Source organism: Miniimonas sp. S16, assembly GCF_057748195.1.
This window is the reverse complement of the sequence record NZ_CM173242.1, coordinates 585,132-599,825: the sequence shown is the minus strand read 5'-3', so window position 1 is coordinate 599,825 and position 14,694 is coordinate 585,132. Positions and strand designations below refer to the sequence as shown.

Below are 14,694 nucleotides of genomic sequence, written 5' to 3'. Positions count from 1 at the left end.
GTCTTTACCCCACGGGGGGTCTTGCCGCAAGACCCCCCTGTCAGGGAAGGATCGCCGGCTCGAGGGCGAATGCTGCACCGCGCAGCACCCCAGCCCTCGCCGATCTGGGGGAGCACATGCCATTCACGTTCGACCTGCCCAACCGTCTGCGGGCCAAGGCGGCCCCGGAGCTCGTCGTCGACGACGAGTCGCACTTCGCGAGGATCGCTCGCAGCCTCGAGGAGCAGAAGACGCAGCTCCAGACCCGGCTGGATGCGGCGCGGGCGCGGCCCGCCGGAACCGGTCAGTCGGCGATGGACCGGGACACGGAGGTCCACCGGCTCAGCGCGCGACTGCGCACGCTCAGCCGCTACAGCCTCGACCTGTGCCTGGGGCGCATGGTGACCGACTCGGGCGACACGGTCTACATCGGCCGGCTCGGCCTGCTGGACGCGAGCGACGAGCGCCTGCTCGTCGACTGGCGCTCGCCTGCCGCCGAGCCGTTCTTCGCCGCCACGCACCAGGACCCCCGCGGCCTGGTCAGCCGACGCCGCTACCGCTGGGAGGGCGGACGCGTCATCGACTACTGGGACGAGGTGTACGTCGGCACTGACGAGGCGAACCCGGCCGCTCTCGACGACCAGTCCGCCTTCATCGCCTCGCTCGGCGCCAGTCGCTCCGCGCAGATGCGTGACGTGCTGGGCACCATCGCCGCCGACCAGGACGCCATCGTCCGGGCCCCCGCGCGCGGGGCGCTCGTCGTCGACGGCGGTCCCGGCACCGGCAAGACGGTCGTCGCGCTGCACCGCACGGCCTACCTCCTGTACGCCGACGCCCAGGTGGGCCGACGCGCGGGAGGCGTGCTCGTCGTCGGGCCGCACGCCCCGTACCTCGCGTACGTCGCCGACGTTCTGCCGAGCCTCGGCGAGGAGGGCGTGCGGACGTGCACCCTGCGCGAGATGGTCCCGGGCGCCGAGGCATTCCCGGACGAGCCCGAGCCGGACGTCGCGAAGCTCAAGGCCGACGTGCGGATGGTGGCCGCGATCGAGCCGGCGGTCGCGTTCTACGAGGAGGCGCCGACCGAGGGCATGGAGATCGCCCTGCCCGAGGGAACAGTACGGGTGAGCCCGGGCGACTGGGCGGAGGCGATCGCGTCGGTGGAACCCGGCACGCCGCACAACGACGCTCGCGACCGCGTGTGGTCAGCGCTGCTCGAGATCCTCGCCGACAAGCGGGTGTCCGACGGCGAGGGTCAGGATCCGCTCGACGCCTGGGGCGACGAGGGGGGCGAGGGCGTGGAGGACGAGGGCGAGGCGGAGTTCGACGCCTACGGACTCGACCGGGACGACGGCGCGGCCGACAGGCGTGCGCTGGAGTCCAGCGCGGAGCTCGCTGACGCGTTCGGGCGGGTGTGGCCACGGCTGAGGGCGCAGGACGTCGTGGGTGACCTGTGGGAGGTGCCGGCGTACCTGCGCCGGTGCGCGCCGTGGCTCACGCCGTCGGAGGCCGCCAAGCTGCGGCGGAGGCGATCGCACGCGTGGACGACGGCGGACCTCCCGCTGCTCGACGCCGCCCGGCGCCGGCTCGGCGACCCCGACGCATGGCGTCGCAGGCAGCGGCAGCAGGCCGAGGCGAGGGCCGAGGCACGCGACCGCGCCGACGTGACCGCGCAGCTCATCGCCACCGACGACTCCGAGCTGCACGTGATGTCCATGCTGCGCGGGCAGGACTTGCGCCACGCGCTGCAGGCGGACGTGGCATTGTCCGACGCCGACCCCCTGGCCGGGCCGTTCGCGCACATCGTGGTCGACGAGGCCCAGGAGCTCACCGACGCGGAGTGGCAGATGCTGCTGAGCCGGTGCCCGCAGGGGAACTTGACGATCGTCGGCGACCGCGCGCAGGCCCGGCACGGGTTCACCGAGTCGTGGACCGACCGCCTGGCACGGGTCGGCCTGAGTCGTGTCGCGGTGCGGACGCTGAGCGTGAACTACCGCACGCCGTCGGAGGTGATGGCCGAGGCCGAACCGGTCATCCGCGCGGCGATCCCCAACGTGACCGTGCCCACCTCGATCCGCGCGTCGGGGGTGCCGGTCACCCACGCGTCCGTCGACGAGCTGGACGACCTCCTGGCCGGCTGGCTGGCCGAGCACGAAGAGGGGACCGCCTGCACCATCAGCACGCGGCTCGGGCAGGAGGAGACCCACGGTCGGGTGCGACGCCTGCGGCCCGAGCACGCCAAGGGGCTGGAGTTCGACCTCGTGGTGCTCGTCGACCCCGACACCTTCGGCGGCGGCATCACGGGGGCGGTGGACCGGTACGTCGCGATGACCCGTGCCACGCAGCAGCTGGTGGTCCTCAGGTCATGAGACGACCTGAGCGGTGGATCGTCCATACCAGCCTCGCCAACCTCCATTCCCGCACCGGCCGTCTGCTGCCTACGGTCGACCCATGACTGTGCCGTCGCTTGAGGTCGTGCCCGACGCATCTGCGCAGGACCGCTGGCACCTCAGCCTCGCCGGGGAGTGGACGTGCGCGCTCGACCCCGACGGAGTGGGGGAGCGGGAGGCGTGGTTCCGCCACGGTGTGGCGAACGGTGCGGCGTCCGCCGCTGGGATGGCCACGACCCCCGTGACCCTGCCCGGCTCGATCCAGCACCAGGGACTCGGCGACGAGATCGCCCTCGACACGCCCTGGACCGGCAGCATCGTCGACCGCTCGTTCTTCACCGACGAGCGCTACGCGCCCTACCGGCGGCCCGGCAACATCGCGGTGCCGTTCTGGCTCCAGCCGCGGCGCTACTACCGCGGCGCCGCGTGGTTCACGCGCACCGTCGCGATCCCGCCGGAGTGGGCGGGCCGGCGCGTGCGCCTGTCGCTCGAGCGCGTGCACTGGGAGTCCACGGTGTGGCTCGACGGCGAGCGCGCCGGCTGCGCCGACAGCCTCTGCACGCCGCACGAGGTCGACCTCGCACCTCTCGCGCCGGGCCCGCACGTGCTCACCGTGCGGATCGACAACCGCACCGTCGTCGACGTCGGCCCGAACGCGCACAGCGTCTCCGACCACACGCAGGGGAACTGGAACGGCGCGATCGGCGCGCTCACGCTCACGGCGTTGCCCGACGTCGTCATCTCGCGCGTGCGCACGTTCCCCGACGTCGCCGCGCGCCGCGTCGAGGTCCGTGTCGATCTCGCGGGCACGACGGCGGGCACCGGCCGCGGCGTCGTGCGCGCCACCGCGCGCCTCGTGTCCCCGGGCGCGCCTCCTGAGGCAGGCGCGCCCTCCGCGAACGCTCCCGACGGCGAGGCGTCACCTTCCGCGAGCACGCCCCCGAGCACGCCCGGCTCGCCGTCGGCCGACGGCGCCACCGCCGCCGCGCCGTCGGCCACGACCGCGACCACCCCGACCGCGACCGCCGAGGCGTCCTTCGAGGAGGTCTACGAGGTCGACCTGCGCGAGCGCGGCCTCACCGCCTCACGCGCCGGCGTCGACCTCGTGCTCGACCTCGGCACCGACGCCCGCACCTGGGACGAGTTCGACCCGGCGCTGTACGAGCTGACGGTCGAGCTCACCACGCGGGTGAGCGACGTCGAGCACACCGACACCCACCGCACCCGGTTCGGCCTGCGCGAGATCGCGGTCCGCGAGGGCCGCCTGGAGGTCAACGGCCGCCCGGCGTTCTTCCGCGGCACGCTCGAGTGCGCCGTCTTCCCCCTCACCGGCTTCCCGCCCACGGACGTCGCCGCCTGGCGCCGCATCGTCGAGGTCTGCCGCGCGCACGGCCTCAACCTCGTCCGGTTCCACTCGTGGTGCCCGCCCGAGGCGGCGTTCGTCGCGGCCGACGAGGCGGGCATGTACCTGCAGGTCGAGGGCCCGCTGTGGGCGAACCAGGGCGCCGCGATCGGCGAGGGCCGGCCCGTCGACGCGTTCCTGCACGCCGAGACCCGCCGCATCCTCGACACGTTCGGCAACCACCCCTCGTTCGTCGTGATGGCGCACGGCAACGAGCCCGCGGGTCGCGACGCGGAGCTCCTCGGCGGCTGGCTGCGCTGGTGCCAGCGCCTGGACCCGCGCCGCCTCTACACGAGCGCCGCGGGCTGGCCCGCGATCGAGGAGAACGACCTCGACAACGTCCCGGCCCCCCGCGCCCACCAGTGGGGCGACGGCCTGGCCTCACGGCTCAACGCCCTGCCGCCGGAGACGCGGACGGACTACCGCGACGCCGTCGCGGCCTCGCCCCGACCGGTGGTGAGCCACGAGATCGGCCAGTGGTGCGCCTACCCGGACCTCACCGAACGCGCGCGCTACACCGGCCTCATGCAGCCGCGGAACTTCGACGTGTTCGCGGACTTCCTCGCCTGGGCCGGCCTCGCCGATCTCGCCCCGGACCTGCTGCGCGTCTCCGGCCGGCTGCAGACCCTCTGCTACAAGGAGGAGGTCGAGTCGGCGCTGCGCACCGAGGGCTTCGGCGGCTTCGACCTGCTCGGGCTCAGCGACTTCCCGGGCCAGGGGACAGCCACCGTCGGGGTGCTCAACGCGTTCTGGGAGTCCAAGGGCTACTGCAGCCCCGAGGAGTTCTCCCGGTTCTGCGGGCCCACGGTGCCACTCGCGCTCCTGCCCCAGCGGGTCTGGACGGCAGGGGAGGACCTCACGTTCGACGTCGTGATCGCGCACTTCGGCGCGGCGCCGCTGCGCGCGCGAGTCACGTGGAGCCTGCGGGACGACGCAGGCGGGGTGGTGCACGACGGCGAGGTGGCCGACGGCGTGCACGTCGCCCTGGGCAACGGGAACCGGCTGGGCCCGGTGAGCGTGCCGATCGCGGCTCGCGCGCGGGCCGAGCGGCTCACGCTGTGGCTCACCGTGACCGCCGACGACGGGTCGGTGCACGAGAACGACTGGCCGCTGTGGTTCCTGCCGGCGCCGACCGCGACCGCCGCGCTGCCGGCGACGTCCGCGCTGCCGGCGACGTCCGCGCTGCCCGTGACGCCGGGCTCGCCCGAGGCGTCCGGGTCCGCAGGTCCCGGCGGCGCGACCCCCGCCCTGCCGCCGGCCGAGCGCGCGACCCGGGCTGCGCCGTCGTGCGTGGTGGGTACCCACGAGGTGACCGAGGCGATCGCAGCCGCGGAGGCGGGCGCTGCGGTGCTGCTCGAGCTGCCGAGCGCAAGCATCGGCAACGACGTGGCGCTGGGGTTCACGCCGGTGTTCTGGAACACGGCGTGGACGTCGGGGCAGGCGCCGCACACGCTCGGCCTGCTGATCGACGCCACGCACCCGGTATTCGAGGACTTCCCGACGCAGGACCACACCGACTGGCTGTGGTGGGACCTGCTGCACGGCGCACGCGCGATGCTCGCCGACGGTCTGCCGTCGGCCCTCACCCCGATCGTCCGGCCGATCGACACGTGGTTCTCCGCGCGTCGGCTCACCGCGCTGTTCGAGGCGCGCCTCGGAGCGGGGCGGATCATCGTGACGTCGCTCGCGCTCGGCGCGGACCGGCCGGCGTCGGCGCACCTGCGCCGGGGCGTGCTCGCGCACCTGGGTCGCGCGGATCGGGTGCCCGCGGCGCGGATCACGGCGCAGGAGCTGCGCAGCGTGCTGCGCTGATCCGCGCGAGGGCACGCCGCTAGGCTCGGCACCGATCCGGGAGCCGGCCGGTCGGATCGCACCGCCTCGCGGAACGGAGACGCCGATGGCGCACGACGAGGACTCACCCGACACGTCTCCGGGCATCCGCCGGCTGCTGACCCTGTCGATCCCGGCGCTCGGCATCGGCATCGGCTCGGCGGTGACGCTCAAGCTGCTCGACGCGCTCGCCGACTGGCTGCAGGACGTCCTGTGGGAGACGCTGCCGGCCCAGTTCGGGGCCGATCGGGCGACGTCGTGGTGGATCTTCCTCGTTCTCACGCTCATCGGTGTCGCGGTGGGCGCCGTCGTCTGGCTCATGCCCGGGCACGGCGGTCCGGACTCGGCGACGACAGAGCTCTCGGGACCGTTCCCCACACTCGGGGCGGTGCCGTCGGTCGCGATCGTGGTGGTGCTCGGGCTCGCCGGCGGCGTGAGCCTCGGCCCGGAGAACCCGATCATCGGAATCAATGTGGCGCTCGCCGTCGCGGTCCTCGCGCGCACGATGACGTCCGTGCCGAAGCCGCTCGTCGTCATGCTGACGATGGCCGGCACGATCGGTGCCCTGTTCGGCACGCCCGTGGCCGCCGCGCTCCTGTTCACCGGGACCGTGGGTGCGCTCAAGGGCGGTGGCAGCCTGTGGGACAAGCTGTTCCTCCCGCTCGCCGCCGGTGGCGCCGGATCGTTGACCACGCTCCTGCTCGGCGGCCATGGCATCGCGTTCCACCTGCCCGGCGTCGAGAAGATCGGAGCGATCGACCTGCTGTGGGGCGTGCTGATCGCCGCCGTCGCGGCCGCGCTCGCCGTCGTGGGGGCCTGGCTCCTGCCGCTGCTCTACCGGGTCTTCCACACCGTGCGCCACCCGCTCCTCATGACGACGCTGGGCGGCGTCACGCTCGGCCTGCTCGGCGTGCTCGGCGGCCCGATGACGCTGTTCAAGGGGCTCAACGAGACCGGGGAGCTGCTCACCCACCCGTCCGACTACACCGCCGGACAGCTCACGGCGTTCGCTGGCATCAAGCTGCTCGCGCTCCTCGTCGCCGCCGCGTCGGGCTTCCGCGGTGGGCGCATCTTCCCGATCGTGTTCGTCGGCGCGGCCCTCGGACTGCTTGCTCCGGCGCTCGTGCCGTCGATCCCGCTCTCGCTCGGCGTCGCGTGCGCAGTGCTCGGTGTGACGCTCGTGGGAACCCGCGACGGCTGGGTGGCACTGTTCCTGGCCGTCGCGCTCACCGGTGACTACGCGCTCCTGCCCGTCCTGTGCCTCGTCCTCCTGCCGACCTGGCTCCTGGTGACGCAGGCGCCGGCGCTCGTGGTGACGCTGCGGGCGACGCCGGAGACGCACGCGACGGCGTGACGACCGGCCCCGGTGGCACCGCCCGCCCACGACTAGGGTTCTTCGGGTGACGCGCCCGCGACATCTTCGCCCCGGGACCCGCACGACGCGCAACGCCGCGCTGCGCTCCGCCGACCTCACGACCGCCGCGGCAGCGTTCGCCGGCCCGCCGTCGGACGCCCGCCCCATGGTCCGGTGGTGGTGGTTCGGCCCCGCACAGACCGAGGCGATGATCGACCACGACCTGACCGCGATGTCCGCGGCCGGCCTCGCCGGAGCCGAGCTCGCCGTCGTGTATCCCTTGGCCGACGGCGCGGGCGAGCCCGAGACGTACTCCTTCGGATCCCCGGAGCTGCTCGCGCGCGTCGGGTACGCGGCCGAGCAGGCACACGCGCTCGGGCTGCGGCTCGACCTCACGCTGAGCGGCGGGTGGTCCTACGGCGGGCCGCACATCACGCGCGAGCGCGGGGCCAAGCGGCTGCGCTGGGAGACCACCGAGCTCGCGCCGACCGAGCGGTCGTTCGCGGTGCCGGCGGCGACCCCGGGCGAGACGCTCGTGGCCGCCTACCTCGGGCCGGGCACGCTCGAGTCGTTCCCGCCCGACCTGCCGGTGCTCGACGGCGCAGCGCCGGGTCGGGTGATCGACCTCCCGCCGCACCCGGGGCCGCGCGTGCTCGCGCTCGCGTGGTGCACCCCGACGGGGCAGACCGTGAAGCGCGCTCCGCTGGGCGGCGAGGGCTACGTGCTGGACCACTACGACGCCGAGGCCACCCGGCTGCACCTCGACGCGGTGGCCGTCCCCCTGCTCGACGCCGCGCAGGCCGGCGGACCCGACCGCGTGACGGCCGTGTTCTGCGACAGCCTCGAGGTGCACGGTGCGGACTGGACGCCGGACCTGCCCGCCCAGGTCGAGCAGCGCTGCGGGTACGACCCCGTGCCCCTGCTGCCACGGCTCTTCCGGGCGCAGCGGCACCCCTGGTCGACGGACGAGGAGGTGCGCCGGCTGCGCCGGGACCTCGGCCGCACCCTCACCGCGCTGTACGAGGAGCGGTTCGTGGGGCCGCTGCACGCGTTCGCCGCCGAGCGCGACGTGCTGCTGCGCCTGCAGGGGTACGGCAAGCCGCCCGCGGCGATGCGCAGCTACGCCGACGCCGACCTCGTCGAGGGGGAGTCCTGGGGCTGGGACGAGCTGCCGCCCACCCGGTGGGCCTCGTCCGCGGCGCACGCGCTGGGCGAGAACGTCGTCTCCGCCGAGGCGTGGACGTGGGTCGCCTCGCCGTCCTACGGCGCGACACCGCTGGACCTGCAGGCCGAGGCCGTGGAGCACCTCTCGCTCGGCGTCACGCAGCTGATCGGGCACGGCTGGCCCTCGAGCCCGCCCGCCGTGCCGGACCCGGGCTGGATCTTCTACGCTGCGGGCGCCCTCACCGACCGCAACCCGTGGTGGCCCGTGATGCCCGCGCTCACCACGTGGCTCGCGCGGCTGGGAGCGGTGGCCCGCCTCGGTGAGGCGGTCCGGCCGGTCGGCGTGCACGTCGCCGACGGAGTCGCGTACGCCGCCCTGCGGCCCGCCTCGGGCGAGCTGATCGCGCCCGTGGATCTGTGGCGAGCCACGCACGAGCTGGTCGGGGCGGACGTGCTCGGGGCGCTGCGCTCCGCAGGCCTGGACCTCTCGGTGCTCGACGACGCCGCGCTCGCGACGGCGCACGAGCGGCACCGGGTGGTGGTGCGGGTCGGGGGTGCGGGCTCGGTTGCGGGTGCGGATGCGGGGCTCGGCGAGGGTGACGGGCTTGGCGCGGGTGGGGGGCTTGGTGCGGGCGGCGGGCTTGGTGCGGGCGACGCGGCGCTGCGCGCGCACGGCGTGAGGCTCGTCCCTGCCGAGGCGAGTGACCTCGTGGAGCGGGTGCTCGCCGTCGTGCGTCCGGTGGTCGAGACCGACGCGCCGACGCTGCTGCCGGTGCACCGCCGGCTCGCCGACGGCGAGCTCGTGCTGCTGATCAACGTCGCGTCCGAGCCGGCGACGGCGCGGGTGGCCGCGGGCGAGGACGGCTGGCAGGTGTGGGACCCGCGCGACGGCTCGCGAGCGGCGCTCGCGGGCGACGTCACGGTGCCGCCGCACGGCGCGCTCGTGCTGGCGACCGGGTCGGGGCTGCCCGCGCCCGAGGGCGGGGCGGGTGTGGTCGAGCCGGCGGGGTGTGTGTCGGGGCCGATGCCGGTGCCGGTCGAGTGGCGGGACGAGGACGGCGCCGTCGCGGCGTTCCCGCTGCTCGCGGACTGGCGCACGCCGCCCGGCTCGCGCACGGTGCGCGCGGAGGTGGACGTGCCCGACGGCGTCGCGCGTCTCGAGGTCGACCTCGGCGACGGCGTGAGCACCGGTCCGGTGACGCGGTCCGGGGACGGCGGCGGCCCGGCCTATCGCACGCCCTACCGGCCGCCGGCGGGGACGGCGGTGGTGCTCGCCGTCGACGGCGCGCCTGTCGGCGCTCTGTGGGCGCCGCCGTACCGGATCGCGGTGCCCGTGTCGCCCGGCCGGCACACGGTCGAGGTGAGGAGCCTCGGAAGCCTGGTGGGCGCCGTCGTCGGCAACGCGGAGCTGGCCGCGCGGCAGGAGGCGCTGACCGAGCGCTACGGGCAGCGGTTCGTACTGCAGGAGGTCGACCGCGGACCGACGGATCTGGTGCTCGGCCTGCGCACGGAGCCGGTGCTCCGCCTCCCCTGAAGTCGCGAGAGGTTCTTCGTCCTTTCGCGAGAGGATGTCCGTCCTTTCGCGAGAGGATCTCGAGGGCGCGGCCCGCTCGGCTCGGCTCAACCGTTCGCGACGGCGAGCGTGCGCATCAGCTCCTCGGCCGCGGCGGCGTCCGTGTACTCGCCGAACTCCTTCTCGTCCAGCGAGTTCACCTCGAGCACGACGGCTGCGAGCGCGTCCTCGTCGACGTAGAGCGCCTCGACCTTGCCCGCGGGCTCGCCGTTGATTGCGGTGCGCGTGACCGAGACCGAGGCGCCGTGCGACGTCTGGTCGCTGTGCGTCACGGTGTTGGTGCTGCTCGACGCGCCCACGAAGTCGGCGACCAGTCCGTCGAGCGCCGCGGCATCGCCCGCCTGGTACAGGCGCAGCGAGCCGGCGTAGAGGTCGGGCGCCCAGAACCGGCAGTCGTAGCCGTAGGAGTCGGGGTCGGTGGCGTCCCCGAGCGTCAGGAAGCCGACGTCGGTCGTCTCCGGCCCGGCGTCGAGCGGGTTCGGTGGGTCGCCGAGGAGGCACGTGTCGCGCGCGTACACGGGGATGCTCGAGCCGAACGAGTCGGAGTCCGGCCAGGCCTTCGCGGTGCTCGTCCGCCAGTCGTCCGGGACACCGGTGACATCGGCGTCCGGATCACCGCCCGACGGCGAGCACCCCGTCAGCGCGCACGTCGCCACCACGAGGGCGGCGGTCGCGAGGGCGGGTGCCGGGGTCGGACGGAGGCGGGGGTGCCGTGCTCGGAGCCGATCGGTGCGCATGTCTCTCCCTCGGACGAGTGCGGCCACGGTACCCGGCGCCCGCCGACGCTCCGGGTGACCCCCGCCGTCGTGCGGGAGGCGGGGCTCGCCGTCGTGCGCGGGCCGGGAGTCTCTCGCGAAAGGACGGAAACCCTCTCGCGAAAGGACCGAGAACCTCTCGCGAAAGGACGGAAACCCTCTCGCGAAAGGACGGAAACCCTCTCGCGAAAGGACCGAGAACCTCTCGCGAAAGGACGGAAACCCTCTCGCGAAAGGACGGAAACCCTCTCGCGAACGGGGCGGAAGGGCAGACAGGGCGTCAGGCGCCCTCGGCCACGCCCTCGCGCCAGTAGCCCATGAACGCCACGGTGCGGCGGTCCACGCCCAGATCACCCACGAGCGCGCGGCGCAGCGTGCGGATCGAGCCCGCCTCACCGGCCATCCACGCGTACATCGTGGTCGAGCGCAGCGCGGCGCCACCGCGCGCCCGGCGCGGCACCTCCCAGATGAGCTCGTCGGCGGGGATCTCCTCGACCGTGTGCGGCTCGCCCGCGGGTGCGAGCTCGCGCGCCGCGCGCACGCCCTCCTCGACCAGGTGCCGCCCGCGCTCGCCGGCCGCGCGCGCGAAGACCCGCACCTCGAACCCCGGGTGCTCGGGCAGGTAGGCGGCGTCGGCGAGGCTCGGCAGCTCGAGCACCGCGATGCCGCGCGCCGTGGCGGGCAGGTGCTCCAGCATCACGGCGATCGCGGGCGCCGCGGTCTCGTCGCCCACCAGCAGGTGGCACGAGGTCTGCGCGGGCGGCAGGAAGTCGACTCCGCCGGACTCGCCCTCGGTCCACTCGGCGTTCGGCCCGAGCACCACGACCTCGTCACCGGCCCTCGCCTGCGCGATCCACGCCGAGGCGGGGCCGAGCACGGGCTGGTGCACCACCATGTCGATGTCGATCGAGGCCTCCGCGCCGTCCCGCGCCGGCCGCACCGCGCGCGTCGTGTAGGTGCGGAACTCGTGCCGCTCTGCGGCGTCGCGCTCGCGCCACTGCTGGTACCAGTCGTTCCCGCGGGGGAGCGCGCCGAAGTCGAGCGTGGGGTGCGGCAGCACCACCTTGATCCGCTGGTCCCAGCCCGGGTCGGCGAACAGGTGCGCCTCCGTCCCGGTCAGGGTCACGCGCCGGAACGAGGGCGTGAGGTCGGTGACGCTCTCGACGCGCAGGTCGAAGAAGCGGAAGGGGGAGACCGCCGGGGGAGTCAGGGTGCTCATGGGCGCTCCAGGACGTCGGAGGTGGGGGAGAGTGCGGAGGAGAGAGCGGGGGCGAGCGAGGCGGCGGCCGAGCTCGGGTCAGCGACGCCGTCGAGAGCCCCACCGGGCGCGATCCCCACGTGGTGCCGCCCGCGCGGCAGCACCATCGGCGCGCCCGAGACGGGGTCGGGCACCACGAGGGAGTCCAGCGCGAACACCTCGCGCACGAGCTCGGCGGTCACGACGGCGTGCGGCGGCCCGTCCGCGACGACGCGCCCCGCGCGCAGCGCGACCATGTGGTCGGCGTAGCGCGCGGCGAGGTTGATGTCGTGCAGCACCATGACGATCGTCGTGCCGCGCGTGCGGTTGAGGTCGGTGAGCAGGTCGAGCACCTCGATCTGGTGGGACACGTCGAGGAACGTGGTCGGCTCGTCGAGCAGCAGGACGTCGGTCGACTGCGCGAGCGCCATCGCGATCCAGACCCGCTGACGCTGCCCGCCGGACAGCTCGTCGACGGCGCGGTCGGCGAGGTCGAGCACGCCCGCCGCGGCCATCGCGCTCGTCACGGCCTGGTCGTCCGCGGTGGTCCACGGCCGGAACAGCTTCTGGTGCGGGTGCCGCCCGCGCCCCACGAGGTCGGTGACCACGATCCCCTCGGGTGCCACGGGCTGCTGCGGGAGCAGGCCGAGCGTGCGCGCCAGCTCCTTCGTCGGGATGGTGTCGATGCGCCGCCCGTCGAGCACCACGGCGCCGTCCTGCGCGGGCAGGAGCCGCGCGATCGTCTTGAGCAGCGTCGACTTCCCGCACGCGTTCGCCCCGACGATCACGCTGATCCGACCCGAGGGGACCACGAGGTCGACGCCGTCGACGACGACCCTCGCGCCGTACCCGGACCGCAGCTGCTCGGTGCGGATCTCGTGCTGTGCGCTCATGCGGAACCCCCGCGGCGGCTCGTGCGGACAAGGAGGTAGATGAGGTACGGCGCACCGAGGATCCCCGTGATGACGCCGACCGGGAACTTCGTGTCGAACGCGAACTGGCCGAGCAGGTCGGCGGCGAGCACGAGGCACGCGCCGGTCAGTGCGGCGGGCAGCACCACCGACGAGCCCGGCCCGACGATCCGGGCCGCGATCGGCCCGGCAAGGAAGGCGACGAACGCGATCGGACCGGTGGTCGCCGTCGCGACGCACGCGAGGGCGACGGCGGCGACGACGAGCAGCACGCGGGTGCGGTCCACCCGCACGCCGAGGGCGGTGGCCCACGAGTCGCCCAGCTCGAGCGCGCCGAGGTCGCGCGCGAGGAACAGCACGATCGGCACGAGCACGACGACGGCGATCGCCAGCGGGAGGATGTCCTCCATCCGCGACCCGTTGAGGCTGCCCGTCATCCACCGGGTCGCGACCGCGAGGTCCCACACGGCGGCCTTGAGCAGCAGGTAGGCGACGACGGAGTCGAGCATCGCGCCGACCCCGATGCCGATGAGGATGAGGCGTCCGCCCGTGGAGTCGCCGCCGCGCGCCGCCAGGTAGATGACGAGCGCCGTGAGGATGCCCACCGCCAGCGTCAGTCCCATCGTGGCGGTGCCGGACCACTTGAGCACGACGATCGACAGCACCGCCGCGGCGCTCGCGCCCGACGTGATGCCGATGACGTCGGGGCTGGCCAGGGGGTTGCGCAGCATCGTCTGGAACGTCGAGCCGGCCACGCCGAACGCGGCGCCCGCGAGCACCGCCGTGAGCGCGCGCGGCAGGCGCAGGGTCCCGACGGCGAACGAGGCTCCCGGGACGTCCTCGCCGCGGAGCACCGCGAGCACGTCGGAGACCGGGTAGACCGTGTTCCCCAGCATGAGCATCGCGGCGAACAGCACGACGGCGAGCACGGACAGCACGACGAGCGCGACGGTCCGGCGACGCGATCGACGACGGCGACCGGCGCGGACGCGCTCGACCTCGGCGTCGGTGACGGTGGGCAAGGAGTCCAGGATCGCGGCCATCACAGGGCCCTCATCCGGGTGCGGCGCGCGATGGCGATGAGCACGGGTGCCCCGAGGAACGCGGTGATGATGCCGGCCTCGACCTCGCCGGGGGAGCCGATGACGCGGCCGATCGTGTCCGCCAGCGTGAGGAGCACGGCTCCGCCCAGCGCCGACAGCGGCAGCAGCCAACGCTGGTCCGTCCCGGCCACCAGCCGCACGGCGTGCGGCACCATCAGCCCCACGAACCCGATGGGGCCGGCGATCGCGGTGACGGCCGCGCACAGCCCGACGCCGGCGACGGCGGCCACCACCCGGATCCGGCCGACGTGCACGCCGAGCCCGACGGCGACGTCGTCGCCCAGAGCGAGCGCGTTGAGCGCGGAGGCGCACAGCAGCGCGACGACCGTGCCGATCACGAGCACGGGCAGCACGACGCCGAGCGAACCCCAGTCTGCCCGGGCCACGTTGCCGACCTGCCAGTAGCGGAACTCGTCCATCACGGCCTGCCGCGGCAGCAGGATCGCCGCCACGAGCGAGGACAGCGCGGCCGTCGTGGCGGCGCCGGCGAGCGCCAGCTTGATCGGCGTCGTGCCGCCGGGCCCGACCGAGCCCACGAAGTACACGAAGAACGCCGTGACGAACGCGCCGATCAGCGCGAGGACGAGGTAGCCGGCCGCGCTCGACAGTCCGAAGAACGCGATGCCGATCACGACGGCGAGCGCGGCTCCCGTGTTCACCCCGAGGATCCCCGGGTCGGCCAGGGGGTTGCGGGTGATCGCCTGCATGAGCGCGCCGGACAGCGCGAGCGCGCTCCCGGCGAGCAGTGCGACCACCGTGCGGGGGATGCGGCTCTGCACCGCGATCGCGCCGATGTCGGTGGGCGTCTCGCCCCGCAGCCAGGTCGTGATCCCCTCGACGACCTGGTCGACCGTCACCGGGCGCGACCCGAACGCGAGCGAGAGGCCCGCCGCGAGGAGCACCGCGACGACGGCGACCACCAGCGCGACGACGCGACGCCGCGCGCCCGCTGAGGCAGCGGGCGCGCGGCGCGGTGTCGCGAGGGTGGCGGTCACGACG

At 74.4% G+C, this 14,694-nt stretch carries 9 protein-coding genes; 4 read left to right on the top strand and 5 right to left on the bottom strand.

The window, feature by feature from the left end:
• Positions 1 to 116 precede the first annotated feature (116 nt).
• From helR to AC3AQ1_RS02670, 4 genes are all read left to right on the top strand, one after another.
• Positions 117 to 2,345, top strand: a complete 2,229-nt coding sequence (helR, locus tag AC3AQ1_RS02685) for an RNA polymerase recycling motor ATPase HelR (protein ID WP_108717723.1) — start codon at positions 117 to 119, stop codon at positions 2,343 to 2,345.
• Between the two features lie 82 nt (positions 2,346 to 2,427).
• Positions 2,428 to 5,580 carry a glycoside hydrolase family 2 protein gene (locus AC3AQ1_RS02680; RefSeq protein ID WP_199916513.1) on the top strand — a complete coding sequence of 1,051 codons (3,153 nt, stop codon included), beginning with the start codon at positions 2,428 to 2,430 and terminating at the stop codon, positions 5,578 to 5,580.
• 85 nt (positions 5,581 to 5,665) lie between these two features.
• Complete coding sequence (locus AC3AQ1_RS02675) at positions 5,666 to 6,952, top strand: ion channel protein (protein ID WP_108717722.1); 1,287 nt, start codon at positions 5,666 to 5,668, stop codon at positions 6,950 to 6,952.
• Between the two features lie 46 nt (positions 6,953 to 6,998).
• Positions 6,999 to 9,650 (top strand): glycosyl hydrolase, encoded by a 2,652-nt coding sequence (locus AC3AQ1_RS02670; protein ID WP_108717721.1) that lies wholly within the window; start codon positions 6,999 to 7,001, stop codon positions 9,648 to 9,650.
• Positions 9,651 to 9,736: 86 nt separating this feature from the next.
• On the opposite strand, the gene AC3AQ1_RS02665 is transcribed toward AC3AQ1_RS02670, so the two are convergent.
• From AC3AQ1_RS02665 to AC3AQ1_RS02645, 5 genes are all read right to left on the bottom strand, one after another.
• Positions 9,737 to 10,426, bottom strand: coding sequence for a hypothetical protein (locus AC3AQ1_RS02665; RefSeq protein WP_108717720.1), 690 nt, complete (start codon positions 10,424 to 10,426; stop codon positions 9,737 to 9,739).
• 298 nt (positions 10,427 to 10,724) lie between these two features.
• On the bottom strand, positions 10,725 to 11,663 hold the full coding sequence (locus AC3AQ1_RS02660) for a siderophore-interacting protein (protein ID WP_108717719.1): 939 nt from the start codon (positions 11,661 to 11,663) through the stop codon (positions 10,725 to 10,727).
• Positions 11,660 to 12,574 (bottom strand): ABC transporter ATP-binding protein, encoded by a 915-nt coding sequence (locus tag AC3AQ1_RS02655; protein WP_108717718.1) that lies wholly within the window; start codon positions 12,572 to 12,574, stop codon positions 11,660 to 11,662. The genes AC3AQ1_RS02660 and AC3AQ1_RS02655 overlap by 4 nt, the downstream gene beginning before the upstream one ends.
• Positions 12,571 to 13,635 carry a FecCD family ABC transporter permease gene (locus tag AC3AQ1_RS02650; protein WP_108717717.1) on the bottom strand — a complete coding sequence of 355 codons (1,065 nt, stop codon included), beginning with the start codon at positions 13,633 to 13,635 and terminating at the stop codon, positions 12,571 to 12,573. Before AC3AQ1_RS02650 ends, AC3AQ1_RS02655 begins: the two co-directional genes overlap by 4 nt.
• On the bottom strand, positions 13,635 to 14,690 hold the full coding sequence (locus AC3AQ1_RS02645) for a FecCD family ABC transporter permease (RefSeq protein WP_199916512.1): 1,056 nt from the start codon (positions 14,688 to 14,690) through the stop codon (positions 13,635 to 13,637). The genes AC3AQ1_RS02650 and AC3AQ1_RS02645 overlap by 1 nt, the downstream gene beginning before the upstream one ends.
• Positions 14,691 to 14,694 lie beyond the last annotated feature (4 nt).

What these genes read in the sequence shown, in the direction of transcription:
- AC3AQ1_RS02680 (WP_199916513.1), top strand. Translation starts at nt 2,428, where the DNA reads ATGACTGTGCCGTCGCTTGAGGTCGTGCCCGACGCATCTGCGCAGGAC.
- AC3AQ1_RS02650 (WP_108717717.1), bottom strand. Translation starts at nt 13,635, where the DNA reads ATGGCCGCGATCCTGGACTCCTTGCCCACCGTCACCGACGCCGAGGTC.
- AC3AQ1_RS02655 (WP_108717718.1), bottom strand. Translation starts at nt 12,574, where the DNA reads ATGAGCGCACAGCACGAGATCCGCACCGAGCAGCTGCGGTCCGGGTAC.
- AC3AQ1_RS02675 (WP_108717722.1), top strand. Translation starts at nt 5,666, where the DNA reads ATGGCGCACGACGAGGACTCACCCGACACGTCTCCGGGCATCCGCCGG.
- AC3AQ1_RS02665 (WP_108717720.1), bottom strand. Translation starts at nt 10,426, where the DNA reads ATGCGCACCGATCGGCTCCGAGCACGGCACCCCCGCCTCCGTCCGACC.
- AC3AQ1_RS02660 (WP_108717719.1), bottom strand. Translation starts at nt 11,663, where the DNA reads ATGAGCACCCTGACTCCCCCGGCGGTCTCCCCCTTCCGCTTCTTCGAC.
- helR (WP_108717723.1), top strand. Translation starts at nt 117, where the DNA reads ATGCCATTCACGTTCGACCTGCCCAACCGTCTGCGGGCCAAGGCGGCC.